The sequence below is a fragment of the Sulfidibacter corallicola genome, assembly GCF_017498545.1.
GTDB lineage: Bacteria > Acidobacteriota > Holophagae > Acanthopleuribacterales > Acanthopleuribacteraceae > Sulfidibacter > Sulfidibacter corallicola.
Genome location: NZ_CP071793.1, coordinates 1,950,534 through 1,964,329, shown reverse-complemented (window position 1 = coordinate 1,964,329; position 13,796 = coordinate 1,950,534). Strand labels below are relative to the sequence as shown.

At 61.1% G+C, this 13,796-nt stretch carries 6 protein-coding genes; 2 read left to right on the top strand and 4 right to left on the bottom strand.

The annotated features are described in order from the left end of the window. Positions 1–3: 3 nt before the first annotated feature. The gene (locus J3U87_RS05655; protein WP_237382060.1) at positions 4–1,353 is read right to left on the bottom strand and encodes an ABC transporter permease; all 1,350 of its coding nucleotides are present in this window, start codon (positions 1,351–1,353) and stop codon (positions 4–6) included. Then, the gene (locus tag J3U87_RS05650) at positions 1,350–2,327 is read right to left on the bottom strand and encodes an ABC transporter ATP-binding protein (RefSeq protein ID WP_237382059.1); all 978 of its coding nucleotides are present in this window, start codon (positions 2,325–2,327) and stop codon (positions 1,350–1,352) included. The genes J3U87_RS05655 and J3U87_RS05650 overlap by 4 nt, the downstream gene beginning before the upstream one ends. A gap of 231 nt (positions 2,328–2,558) precedes the next feature. Between J3U87_RS05650 and J3U87_RS05645 the strand changes: the two genes are divergently transcribed. Beyond that, complete coding sequence (locus J3U87_RS05645; protein WP_237382058.1) at positions 2,559–4,454, top strand: winged helix-turn-helix domain-containing protein; 1,896 nt, start codon at positions 2,559–2,561, stop codon at positions 4,452–4,454. Between the two features lie 1,982 nt (positions 4,455–6,436). Beyond that, complete coding sequence (locus tag J3U87_RS05640; RefSeq protein ID WP_237382057.1) at positions 6,437–8,296, top strand: FG-GAP-like repeat-containing protein; 1,860 nt, start codon at positions 6,437–6,439, stop codon at positions 8,294–8,296. 306 nt (positions 8,297–8,602) lie between these two features. On the opposite strand, the gene J3U87_RS05635 is transcribed toward J3U87_RS05640, so the two are convergent. Both J3U87_RS05635 and J3U87_RS05630 read right to left on the bottom strand, forming a co-directional pair. Continuing rightward, on the bottom strand, positions 8,603–10,696 hold the full coding sequence (locus J3U87_RS05635) for a TonB-dependent receptor plug domain-containing protein (RefSeq protein ID WP_237382056.1): 2,094 nt from the start codon (positions 10,694–10,696) through the stop codon (positions 8,603–8,605). A 623-nt stretch (positions 10,697–11,319) separates the two neighbouring features. Continuing rightward, on the bottom strand, positions 11,320–13,656 hold the full coding sequence (locus J3U87_RS05630) for a DVUA0089 family protein (RefSeq protein WP_237382055.1): 2,337 nt from the start codon (positions 13,654–13,656) through the stop codon (positions 11,320–11,322). Between the last annotated feature and the right edge of the window lie 140 nt (positions 13,657–13,796).

Below are 13,796 nucleotides of genomic sequence, written 5' to 3'. Positions count from 1 at the left end.
CGATCAGGCGGGCTGCCAGCGGCGGGCGAACCGACCCGCGATAGCCAGGAACACGATGGCCATGGCACCCAGGACCGACACTTCCGGGGCGAGGTACAACAGCGATTCCAGCAGATCGTGATCCGGATTCTCGCGCCAGAACACTTTCAGGAAGCCGTCGATGGCCCAGCCGTTGAAGGTGAATTTGGCGGCGCGGTCCATGTAGGCCGGCATCACGAAGCGCGGGACCATGCTGCCGCCCATCGCCGACATCACCAGGATCAGAATGGTCGACATGCCGCTTAACTGGGCACGGCTCTTGGCGAACGTGGCCAGCAGGATGCCGAAGGCCGAGGCAGCCGCCGCGGATACCAGGGTCATCACGGCAAATCCGGCGAAATGCTTGACGGAGAACAGGTCCAAATCGAATACCAGGGCGCCCCAGACGAACATCAAGGTCAACTGGGCGATGCCGACGAACCCGAAGAACAACCACTTCCCGAACAACAGCGAACCGATACTCAAACGCGACGTCAATAGGCGGTCGAGCGTACCGGACTCCTCTTCTTCCAAAAGGGCGCCGCCGGCACCGGTCATCGAGAACAACAAAAACATGACCCCGATCCCGGCCGCGTAGTAGGCCACGATATTGGTCTTCTTCTCGGGATCCTTCTCTTGCTTGCCGAACTGCCGGGCGTCGATGGATTCCACCGCGATCAGCCCGGTCGAACCAGCGCCGGATCCCTGGTCACCGCCAAAAAAACTCTGGCCGGACTCGACCGCACTCTTTTGCGATTCGGTCAGCGGCCCGCCGTACTGGACGAACATGTCCAACCCGCGATTCATCATGAGTCCGGGCGCCGAGTTCATGGCCGTCGATTGCATAACCCCTTCCAGCATCATGCGGGAGGCGGGATTCGAGGGATCGTAGACCACTTTGGCGGGTGGCGCCTGACCGCCGAAGTCGGCGATCGATTCGAGCAGGTTGGCGGGCAATACCACCGCCGCATCGAAAGTTCCGACGCGGACCAGCCGCACCGCCGTTTCCAATTCCGTTTCCGGTTCCGGATCATGCGCGGGCGCAGGCGTTTCCGTGTCCTCGACGGTCTGGGCCAGGTCGACGAAATCGGTGACGTTCACCATGTCTTGCCCGTCGAGCTCTTGCGCGAACCTGTGTGAGAAGGGTTCGTCGTCTCCGCGCACCACCAACACCGAAAGCGGTCGCATGACGCTGGCGCCGTTGCCACCGCCCATGCCGCTGAAGATCCCGGCAAAAATCGAGAAAAACACGACCGGAAGCAGGAATGTCAGGCCCAGGGCCACATAATCCCGCTTGAGCGTGAGCCAACTGACGTGAAGTATGGTGCCAATCATTCGCGCAAAGCCCTCCCGGTCAAATGGATGAACACGGTTTGAAGATTGGGGACGCGAATGTGCACATCGCGTACGGAACCACCCGCGCTCTGGATTTCGGCCAACAGGGACGGCAACTCGGCGGCCAGATCCGCCATCGGCTGCCGCAGAAGCGTGGCATCGTCGGGATCGATCACCGCTGCCTGCCACGCGTGGGCGTCGAGTTTGTGCTCCAGTTGGATTTCCACCATGCGTTCGCGGCCCACGGTCTGTTCGATCAGCGATTCCAGCGTGCCCTCGGCGATCGCCTTGCCGTGATCCACGATGACGATGCGGTCGCAGATCTGCTGGGCTTCGTCGAGTTGGTGGGTCGTCAACAGCAAAGAGGTGCCCTCTCCCTGAAGCTGCCGCAACATGTCCCAAATGCGTTCCCGGCTTTGGGGATCGACGCCGACCGTGGGCTCGTCGAGCAACAGGACCTCGGGGCGGTGCAATACGGCCGCCGCGATGTTGAGCCGCCGTTTCATGCCACCGGAGAAACCGCCGACGCGATCATTGGCCCGCTCGGTGAGGGCCACCCAATCCAGGGCCCAACGAATGCGCTCGGCGAGCGTCTTGCCGTGAACGCCGTGCAGGCTGCCGAACACGTTCAGGTTCTCGCGCGCCGTCAAGGTGGGATAGAGCGCGATCTCCTGGGGTACCACACCCAAATTGTCGCGGCCACTTCCCTTCCCCTGCTCGAGCTCCGTGCCGAGCATACGAATCTCACCTCGATCCAGGAAGACACGTCCCGCGATGGCGCGAATCAAGGTCGTCTTACCGGCACCGTTGGGACCGAGTAGGGCCAACCACTCGCCGCGCCGAAGCGAGAGCTCCACACCGCAGAGAGCCGGTTGTTGTCCGTAGTTTTTGAAGGCACCAGAGACTTGGAGTACGGGGTTTTGGTCCATCGATTCCCAATCGGCCCAGACCTTGGATTGAGCGACTTTCGGCACATCGCAACCATCCGAATCGCACACTTTAGGAATGAGCCTGATTCGTCGTAATTCGTATCGAAATGGTGGGCTGTTCCCAACGCGACAAGCATATCACGGCAACCTCGTGGCGAAAGAGGCCTTGTGCATTTACTGTAAGATAACCCGCGAAGATCCTGGCAGGTCGGCCGTCCTGCCGGGTTCGATCGACGTATCGGGTACAATAGCCAGGCACCGATCGAGGAGGCCCATTTGACGGGTTCACATGTGATTCACCTCGGCGACTGGGAGGTCCGTCCTCACCAGAACCGTTTGATTCGCGGCGAGGAAGAGCGGCGCCTGGACCACAAGCACATGTGCGTCCTCATCCAACTCGCCGCCCATCCCGATCGAACGCTCTCTCGCGAGGACCTGTTGGCCACGGTCTGGGAGGGACGTCACGTCAGTCACGACGTGTTGGCGGTGGCGATCAGCCACATTCGCAAGGCGCTTGGGGACGACGCGCGCAAGCCCCGATACATCAAGACCGTTCCCGGCAAGGGATATTGCCTGATCGCGCACGTGTCGGTTCCGCCCCGCGACGCACGCGTTCCGTCACCCGACCCGATCCCGGAAAAAACTGATCCTCTCGAAACGCCCCCGAACGCCACGGGCCGCACGCGGCGCACCGTCCTGGCCACGGGCATCCTGCTGTCGCTGGGACTTGCGGCCATCTGGTTGTGGCGTCCTCACTCGGCATCGACCGACCCGACTGCGCTCACCACCACCGAAACACAGCCATCCAAAGGAAGGCTGGTGGCCGTTTTGCCGTTGGCGTTTCCCGCCGATGCCGATCTCGATCACGTAGCTCGAGGCCTCGTCGATCAACTGACCGCCGAGTTGGCCGTCGTCCCCGGATTACGGGTCATTTCGCGGGGCTCGGTCGCGCAACAGGAAGGCAGGGACACGAGCCCGCTCGCGCGCGGCCGTGAGCTGGGTGCCGACCTGGTTCTCGAGGGTTCGCTCCACACGGAAGAAGAGGCGATCTCTTTGTCGCTGAACCTGCACGAAGTGGCGCGTGGTCGGAACCTGTGGTCGCACACCCAGTCGATCGGCCCCGTACACGCCACGCAGCCGGCTTCGACCGCGGCCACGGGCATCGCCGCGGCACTCGGCTTGACCGCGCCGTCGCGTGAGGATTCGGTTCCCCCCGAAGCGCTGGACGCCTATTGGAGCGGATGCTACTGGTTGGCCATGGAGCGCCGCGAGGATTGGCACGAAGCCGCGGTCCGTTTCCAGCGCGCGGTCGACCTGGCGCCGCGGTTCGCGCGCGCCTACCTGGGCCTGGTCAAGGTGCGGCTGCGCCTCCAAGATGCCTTTTCGCCGAACGCGCCCGAGGCCGACGAACTCGACGCCATGTTGCACAAGGCCCTGGCCCTGAACCCGAATTTGGCGGAAGCGCACCTGCTCCGCGCCGACCTGTCGTTCCTGCGCGACTGGCGCTTCGCGGAAGCCGAAACCCATTTCCGTCGAGCGCTCGACCTCGCACCCGGCATGGCCGAGGTCCATTTCAGCTACGCCCAGTTTCTGTTGGCCCAGGGCAAGACCGACGAAGCCTTGAGTCACGTGGCACGGCTGCGGGAACTGGATCCGTTGAGTTACTCGCGCCCCGTCGTGGCCTGGATCCACAACATGGCTCGCGATTACGAGCGCGCCCTGGATGAGCTGCAACGCCTGCGGCCGGCCCCCATCCCCCCGCTGATGTTCCACGACTCGGCGATGAAGATCTACGACAACATGGGCCGCGAACATGACGCCTATCGCCACATGCGCGCCATCATGGAGCTGCGTGCCTTCACAGCGGAGGAGTTGGCCGCGTTCGATCGCGCCTTCGCCGAGGGCGGCGGTTCGGCAGTCTACCGCCGCCTTTTGGACACGGGCGAGTACCGCCATCTGGGACACTACCGGCCGCCGCTGGCCTTCGCACGCTACAGCCTTTCGATCGGCGATCTGGAGGGTGCATTCCACTGGTTGGGCCAGGCGGTCAACATGCGACAGGTGGAGGTCCTCTGGGTCTCGGTGGACCCCAAATACGAACCGTTGCGGAAGGACCCCCGCTATCGGGAGCTGATCGAACGGATCAATCCACTTACCGATCGAAGCAATTAGGAGTGGCGTTTCGGCCGATTGGCCGAAACGCCACGCTGTCAGGTATCGGGTATCAGGTTTCAGGTCCGCCTCGAAGCGACCCAACCAAGGAGTTCCCGCATGCTTTGAGAGGCGTCGCGGCGGTAGTTTGGGCCGCTGGCCCGACAAAGCCAGGTAGGATCATCGGCCCGATGATCTTTTCGAAGCGACCCAACCAAGAAGTTCCCGCATGCTTTGAGAGGTGTCGCGGCGGTAGGTTGGGCCGCCGGCCCGACACTTCGAAGTGACCCAATCGCGCAGTGCTCGCAGGCCGAGAGGGTCGTCGTGCCAGGTAGGTCCATCGGCCCGATGGACTATTCGAAGCGACCCAGGCTTCGCAAGATCAAGTGGTAAAAGAGCGAAGCCAATAAGTCGGGCCTCCCGATCCCTCGATGGCATTAAACGTTGCCGCAAAATCACTTCGATTGGTTGAGCACGGCCGGTATGGCAGAAGCGGAAGCCTGCCGGCCCGATACTTCGAAGTGACCCAATGGCGCAGTGCTCGCAGGCCGAGAAGGTCGTCGTGCCAGGTAGGTCCATCGGCCCGATGGACTATTCGAAGCGACCCAGGCTTCGCAAGATCAGGTGGTAAAAGAGCGAAGCAAATAAGTCGGGCCGCCCGATCTCTCGATGGCATTAAACGTTGCCGCAAAATCACTTCGATTGGTTGAACACGGCCGGTAGGGCAAGCTGTTCGACCTACAGGCCTTACGTCGCTCTCACGATGGAGGAACCTTGGACCTTACGGCTTTCGATGGGGGTCCTGAGGGAAAAGGGCAGCTTCGCTCTTTGGCGTAATTGCTTGTTGTTGCTTGGGTTGCTTCGACGCGTCGGCCCAGCGGGCCAACCTACAGGCTTTACGTAGCTTACGATCGCACGGGCTCTTCGGAGTAACTCTGACCGGGAGGTCTGTTATGCCGAAATGGGCATCGTACCGGTAGATTGGGTACGGCCGGTATGGCACGGCCGGTATGGCACGGCCGGTGGGGCAGAAGCGGAAGCCTGCCAGCCCGACACTTCGAAGTGACCCAATCGCGCAGTGCTCGCATGCCGAGAGGGGCGTCGTGCCAGGTAGGTCCATCGGCCCGATGGACTATTCGAAGCGACCCAGGCTTCGCAAGATCAGGTGGTAAAAGAGCGAAGCAAATAAGTCGGGCCGCCCGATCTCTCGATGGCATTAAACGTTGCCGCAAATTCACTTCGATTGGTTGAGCACGGCCGGTATGGCAAGCTGTTCGACCTACAGGCCTTACGTCGCTCTCACGATGGAGAAACCTTGGACCTTACGGCTTTCGATGGGGGTCGTGAGGGAAAAGGGCGGCTTCGCTCTTCGGCGTAATTGCTTGTTGTTGCTTGGGTTGCTTCGACGCGTCGGCCCAGCGGGCCAACCTACAGGCTTTACGTCGCTTACGATCGCACGGGCTCTTCGGAGTAACTCTGACCGGGGGGTCTGTTATGCCGAAATGGGCGTCGTACCGGTAGATTGGGTACGGCCGGTAGGGCAGAAGCGGAAGCCTGCCGGCCCGACATTTCGAAGGAACGCAACCATAGAGAGCCCGCATTCAGAGAGGGGCGTCGCGCCTGTAGGTCCACCAGCTTGGTGGACCCATCGAAGCGATCCAACCATAGAGAGCCCGGATGAACGAGGGAGAAACCAAGACCAAAGCCTCGGGCAGAAGCAACAAGCCCGCTGGATCAGCTATTCGAAACAACCCATCCGGAAACACCAAATCCATCCGCTTCGACGACTCCCTATCTCGAAACCCAAAGATCAAAGAATCCGAGCGACGTCCAAGCCGTTGTTTCGATCGCGGAAGGCCAGATTTCCAAGCACCGAAGACGCAATCTATCGCTCTCAAAACAAACAACTTCATCATTCTTCAGAAGTCTTAAGCCGACCATCGGTGACCTCCGGCGACCCGGCCCCGTATCATCACGCCAGGCTGAATGACGGAGGAAGGAACATGACAACGTTTTGGATACATGCAGTACTGTGGCTGGCGACGCCCATCGCCGTGGACGAGGCGCCCTTCGCCCCACCGGATCCCTTCAACATCATCAATGATTCGGGATGCCACTCTTCGGGTGCCGCCTGGGGCGACTACGACAACGACGGCGATCTGGACCTGTTCATCGCCAATCCCGACAACCGCGACAACGCGTTGTACCGCAACGAGGGCGACTGTCGTTTCACCCTGGTGACCGACAGCCCGGTGGTGAATGACGCCGGATTCTCGTCGGGTGCGGTGTGGGGCGATTACGACAACGACGGCTACCTGGACCTGTTCGTGAGCAACCAGGCCGAGCAGGACAACTTTCTCTACCACAACCTGGGCGACGGTCGCTTCGAGCGCGTCACCACGGGCAGCATCGTTTCCGATCGCGGCGATTCCTACGCCGCCGCCTGGGGCGACTACGACAACGACGGCTACCTGGACCTCTACGTCGCCAACAATTACGACCAGGTCAATTTTCTCTACCGCAACGAGGGAGACGGCAGCTTCGAACGGATCCGCACGGGGCCCGCGGCAGAGGAGGTCCGCAGCAGTTACAGCCCTACCTGGATCGACTACGACGGCGATGGCGACCAAGACCTCTACGTGGTCAATTACGCCGACAAGGAACCCAACAGCCTGTACCGCAACCGGGGCGACGGTACCTTCGAAAGCGTCACGGATTCGGTGATCGTGCGCGATCGAGCCCAGTCCAGCGGCGCCGCATGGGGCGATCCCGACAATGACGGCGACCCGGATTTGTTCGTCACCAACGGCAACTACTATCAGGACGGCATCCAGGTGGACTTCTTCTACCGCAACCTGGGCGACGGCACCTTCGAAAAGGTCACCCTCGGGCCCTTGGTCAACACCGCCGACAGCAGCTTGACCGCACAGTGGGGCGACTACGACAACGATGGCGACGAGGACCTGTTCGTGGCTGTCTTTCGCGGCAACAATTTCCTGTACCGCAACGACGACGGCCGCATGACCCGGGTCCCGAAAGGGTTCATGATCACGCACGGGGGCCACAGCGACGGCGCGGCCTGGGGCGACCACAATGGGGACGGGGCGCTCGACCTGATCGTCACCAACTGGGAAAACACCAATAACTGGCTTTTCACCAACCGGGCCAACGATCACCACAAAGTGGCGGTGCGCCTGATCGGGCACCAAAGCAATCGCATGGGCCTGGGCGCGCGAGTGGTGCTCGATTCGGAAATCGACGGCAAGCCGGTGACCCAAACACGCTTTATGATGGCCCACACCGGTGGACGCGGCCAGAACGCCCCCCGGGCCCATTTTGGCCTGAAAACCACTTCGAAGGTCAAAAAGCTCACGGTTCATTGGCCATCGGGCGTCCGAACCGAGGTGGAATCCCCACCGGCAGATGCCCTGTTGGTCATCGAGGAAGGCAAGGGTCTGCAGTCGCAAACGCCCTTCGTCGAGGCTCCGGACATGTCGTTCTCGATTTTGAGCAGAGCGTTGCGACGAGGCGGGGTGGATGCGCTCGTCGAATCAGCCGAACGGCTGAAGCGGAAGGGTGATCATTCGGGTCGTTTCAACGCGCGGGTGTTCGGCAATTTCGCATCCTACGCGTTTCGATCCATATCCCACGGGGACGGGATCGTCGCGTACCAGGCAGGTTTGCGGCTGTTCCCCGAATCCGCGATGCTGGCCTTCGAACTCGGCGAAGCCTATCGAACCATGAATCGCCCGGCCGACGCCAAACGGGCCTATCAGCGCGCGCAGCGGTCCCTGTCGCGAGACGCGACCTTGAAGGCCCGCTACCGAAAGTACCTGGCGCGGGAGTGTGCCCGCCGTCTGTGATCGGCGACTCGGGGATGGCGCGGGGCAGCGCCCCATCCATCCCTTTTTTGGCGTGGTACGGCGCGCGCTCCTGAAACAAAATGGTGTATTCAACCTGTGGTGGATCTTGCCGTCGTCAAATCTTGATCAGGAAGGCAGGAATGATCGAAACCAGAAAAGCCAGGACCATGATGTGACACCAAATGCCGATCCTTTCCTGGTTTCCGATTCGCTTCGATTAGTTACCCACTTGAAACCCAGTGGCCGGTGTGCAGGACCATCGAAATTCCGACCACCGGCAATCCGGCCCCCGGTCCGAGCAACGACTCAGTACCGTACCTGAAACTCGAAAAAGATCCTGCGCCCGATCTCGTCGCTCCAGTAAAACTCGTGGGTGTCGCGATCCAGGAGGTTGCGTACATTGAGCGCGAAGCTGATGTGATTGAAGGGTTTATAGCGCACCTTACCGTTCAGCGTCCACTTGGTCGGGATATCGCTGGCCCTGGTTAGGTTTGTCTGTGTGTGACCATCGAAGGCGAACAGGTTCCCGTTGAGATGCCAACGGCGGTTCAGGTGCACATCGTAGACCAGTCCCCCGAAGAACTCCGGGGTGCCGATATGGTCGACGTCCCGCTCCGGCTCCGAAAGCCGTCGGTGATTGATGATCTCGGTATCGGTCCAGGAAAGGAAGGAACGCAGGTAGGCATGCTTGCCGAGCCCGTGGCTGTAGCTGAGCGTGGCGCCCACCAGCCGGGGATCGGCAGGTAGATTTTGGTGCTGGCCGCGCAACAGGAACCCGTCTTCCGTCTCACCGCGAAAGATGATTGTATTCCCCGCGTAGTCCTTGTTGCGAGCGTAATAGACTTCCATCTCGAACTGGCGATCTTCGCGCGGCTTGAATCGATAGCCGACCTCCACCGAATCGGTGGAGAGCAGCTCGAGCTCGGTGTTCCCGGTCAGCAGGAAGGTCGCACCGCTCGGATTCACCATGACGTCCGAGAAGTAGGTATCCAGAAAGAAGGGCGTTCGATGGGCCGTCCCGTAGATCAAGCGCCAATGATGACGTTCGTCCGGCATGTAGTTCAAAGCCCCTTGACCGGAAAGCTCGGTGGCGTCGGGCGTATCGTAGCGATCGCCGCGCAGCGCCGCGACCAACCGCCAGCGATCGGAAGGCCGCCAGTCCGAGCGCAGGTAGGCGGCCTGGGTGGTGATCGTCTGGTTGCCGCTGATGAAGGATCCGTCGTACTCGGCGTCGCGGTAGCTCACCCCCGGGCGGACTTTCCAGCGGTCGGAGATGGTGTGCTCGTATTCGACGGTCAGATCGAGCGTCGTGAACGCCCATGCCCAACCATTGACGCCCGGCGCCTCCTGATCCCCATCCAGCCAGGACAGTTGGATCGAGAGATCGTTGCCCTTGACGGTCAGGTCCACGAAATTCGAGTCCGAGAAGAAAGCGTTCAGCGGCGAAACCGGACTCTGAAAATAGGTGATTTGCACATCCGAATCCTGGCGACCGGCGGTCAGTTGCCAGCGCCAGTCGTTCTCGGTCACATAACTCACACCCGCGGTCAGGGCCCAATTGTCCTGGGCGTTGTCGGGGTCGGGAAACCGCACCGCGTTTTCCGGCGGCGTCTCGAAATTCTCGGGGTGCACCAGGTCGTCCGGGGTGGCGACATAGGTGCTTAGGGCGTTGCTGAAATAATCGGTGAAGTCGCGATCGCGCCGATGACTCTTTCCCGCGACGTACCAGGCCCAGGCGACATCACCATGCCCGAGTCGAAAATCGACCATCTGGGTTCGGTCCTCGCCGCCGGTGAGATGGACGTCGGTGAAGAAGCCGTCTCGCGAAGGTTCCTTGGTGATGATGTGGATGACCCCCGCCACGGCGTTGGGCCCGTACAGGGCCGAAGCGGGTCCGCGAACGACCTCGATTCGCGCCACCTGGGCCAGACTTACCGGCAACGTTTCCCAGAAGGTGCCGCCCGCGAAGTAGTTGTAGACGATGCGGTTGTCGATCATGACCAGGGTCAGGGTATTGGCCAGATAGTACATGAACTGGTCGGGCGGCACGTTGTCGAACCCGCGGACATGGATGTCGAAATTGCCCGGGGTCTGCTCGCGCACCATCATGCCCGGCAACAACCGCAGCGCTTCGCCCCAACTGGTGGCACCCGCGCTCTCGATCTCTTCGGCGGTGATGGCCGAAATGGCGACGGGTGATTCGAACATGACCTCGGGCTGTTTCGAGGCGGACACGATGCGCAACTCGAGTAGGTACTCCAAGGAGAGTTCGGTCCATTCCTCCTCGGTTTCGAGCTGAGCGAAACCGGGCGCCCCCCAAAGCAGCGGGAAAAGCAGCCAACAAAGGCCGATCCTGGCGCGGCAAAACGCGCGAGTCGCTCTTGGTTGACGAAGACTCATCCCCATCTCTCCAGGCCGACGCGGCCACCAAACGGTTTTTGGGCTGGGCTCAAACATCCCGAGAGACAGCATGAAATGACATTAAAAAATTTAACCAGGGATTGCGATTATCATACGCTCAAAAATAGTGTAATTCCACTCAAATCAGGGTTTGCGCCAAAGATAAAAACGATGAACGTGAGAGAACGATGCCCTCCGAATCTGCACGGCTTGGAAAGAGGATGGATAAAAAGCTGCCGATTTCGCGGAGGATGTGGGGACCGGACAGGACAATCCAAATGGAAAATACCCAGAAGTCAGAGAAAGCAGAGTCCCGAGAAAAGTAAACAAATAGACAGGTTCACCCTGTTTGACCCGCCCTCCATTTTTCCGCCTTTCCGTTTTGATATCGCCGAGGGCCGGATCCGAGCGGGGTGTAAAGAGCGGCGGATGCACAGCTCGGCTCCCAAGATGATCGACCGACGAGTGCGAGTGCCGCCAACTCCGGGATCTTGCCAAAAGAAAACACGAGCCACCTTGCAATAGGGGCCCGCGTTTCACGGAATCACTTGGGTTCGAGATCAGGTGATGGACGCCTGACATGCGATCCAGTCACCATTTCCCCGAGATCGAGGACCGGTTGCCTACTCCTCGAACTGAAGGCTCCAACCCAGGATGCGGCCCGACTTGCCGTCGGCGGCGTCGTCGGTGACCGTCAGGATCCAGGCCCCCTCCGCCGCGATGTCGGCGTAGTTGACGCGCCAGTAGCCGTCGTAGAAGCTGTCGCGCCCGTTGTGGAGGATCACGTAGGCGCCGTTTGGTGATTCGGCCTTGACCGTCACCGAGCTCGGCAACTCGTGGTCCACCCGAAACGCGATCCGCACGATGCCGGATCGGCCGCTGCGTTCGACCGGCAGTTCGGAAGTGACCTGACCCTCGTCGGGAATCGCCACTTCCTCGGTGCTTTCGAAAAAGTCCCGCTGCTGGCCCCCGGAGGCATCCTTCACGGTCAAGCTGTAGGAACCCAATTGGTTCACGTCGTAGCCGCGCACCAATACATAATAAGTACCCGCCTCCAACGCCCGAGTCAGCTCCGAGTTGCGCACTTGGCCGGCGACGATGTCGTCGTTCTCGCCCAACAGGTTGCGATTCAACGGATCCATGCTGTCGAACAGGTAGAGGTAGGTATCCGGGTTGGTGTTTAGTTCGGTTCGCAGGGTGTAGGTTCCCGCCGCCCCGATCGTAAAGGTGAACCAGTCGCCGTCACCGCCGTTGACGATGTCGCCCTCGACCGCGGCACCATCCACCGTCACCGCTTTCGCGGCAGGCACGCTCTCGAGGATCTTGGTCACCACGGACATGAACAGCGCGGGATTGTGGTAGCGATTGCGGCCGTCGGTGACGCTGTCCGGACCCCACAGGAAGTCCGGATTGGTTTGTTTCGGGTTGCGTTCGTTCGTGATCCAGGCACCGCCGTCGCCCTCGACCACGTCGCCGTTTTCGTCGACTTCGAGGGTATAGCTCCAATTCAGGATGCGGCTCTTCAACCCGATGAACTCGGCGGCCACCCCGGCGTCGCAGTACCACACCTCGAGGTCGAAGCGGACGCGGCCTTCGCCGGCGTCCTCCTGGCTCAGCTCGTACTTGTACACCGGGTAGTTCCACACCTGGATCTCGCGATCGATGTCGGCCACCAGGGCGATGCGGCGCACGCCGATGTTGTTGATGATGGAACGGTGCACGTCGTAGGGTCGCGGATCCTCCAAGTCGGTGTTGCCCATACCGTAGCGGCGACCCAGCCAATAGTTCAAGCGCACGTCGTAGCCCATTTCGGACAGCAGGCCCTTGATGTCGCCCACGTCGAAGGTGATGCCGTGCGCGGTCACGTTGTGCAGCGGCTCGGGGAACAGAATGCTGGCGGCCGCCCACCCGTTGCAGTGGCCGAACCAGGCCTCGCCGTTGGGGTGGCTGTAGTGATCCAGCTCCCACTGCTTGGCCGTGGTCGAGGGGTTGTAATCCGGGTACTCGGCCGCGAGGTAGTCGTCGTATTTCTCCAGCATGCCCCCATCGGCATAGGTCCGCTGATCGGGGTCGTTGACGGTTTCAGGCAACACGATGTCGGGATTGGAGGTGGACTGCCACCAGTAACCGGACCACATCGGTTTCTCCGATTCACCGTTTGCCGCGGCCACGTTCGCCTTGGAAAGGGATTCGGCGAAGTTGGCGTTGTTGGCGGCCCGACCGGAGGCGGGCGCCCACAGGTGTTTCGAGGTCCGCGGATCGATGCCGGACCGAAGGCTTTCGGACGTGCCGGAGGTGCGCTTGCCGGCGCGCGCCGGCTGGAAGGACACCAATTCGGCGACGAACACATGGGGCTCTTCGGCGCGCGTCCACCAGGGCAGCTTGGCGGACCAGTCCTGCACCACGGTGCGCGGTCCCTGCTGCAGCGTCACGCGGACACCTTCGCCATACGCCCGCTGGGATTGGGTCACGTTGACCGGGAAGCCCCAGCCGCGCAGCGCAGGCACATAGGAATAGGTCTGGCTCGCGCGGGTTTGCGCGAAGTTCGGCAGCGAAATCGGAGCGGCACTGTACTCGCCGAAGAAGGGCGAATCCACCGCCGGATCGAAATGCCCTTCGGCCAGGGGAGCCACTTCCAATCGCAAGTCGCCCTTGCTGAAACGCAAGACGCGATGGTTCTTGCGACCGATGTACAGACTGCCGTAGAACAGGGACGCCGTCGCGGACAATCCTTCGCTCTCGCGATGGATGTCGATGCGATAGGCCTCGACGCCATCGATGCGCACCATCAGGTCGGCGACGGTGTAGCGATAGTGGGAAGCCGGTCCCAGGACCGGTTGGGGACTGTTCAAATTGTATTGGCGGACCTGGATCAGCCAGCTTTGCGTCTCCTGGAGTTCGGGAGCCGCGAGATCGCCGGCGAGCGACATCGTGCCGGCCAACACCACAAGACAGACCATGAACGAAAATCGAGAGATAAAACGAGAAGCCACTACAAACCTCCGAGTGGATGAATGAATGGTTCGAGCGATTTTGGGGAGCTTCTATCGAGAAAAGAGATAAAAATCGGCGCAATCGAGAAATTGCACCAAAAATCGAA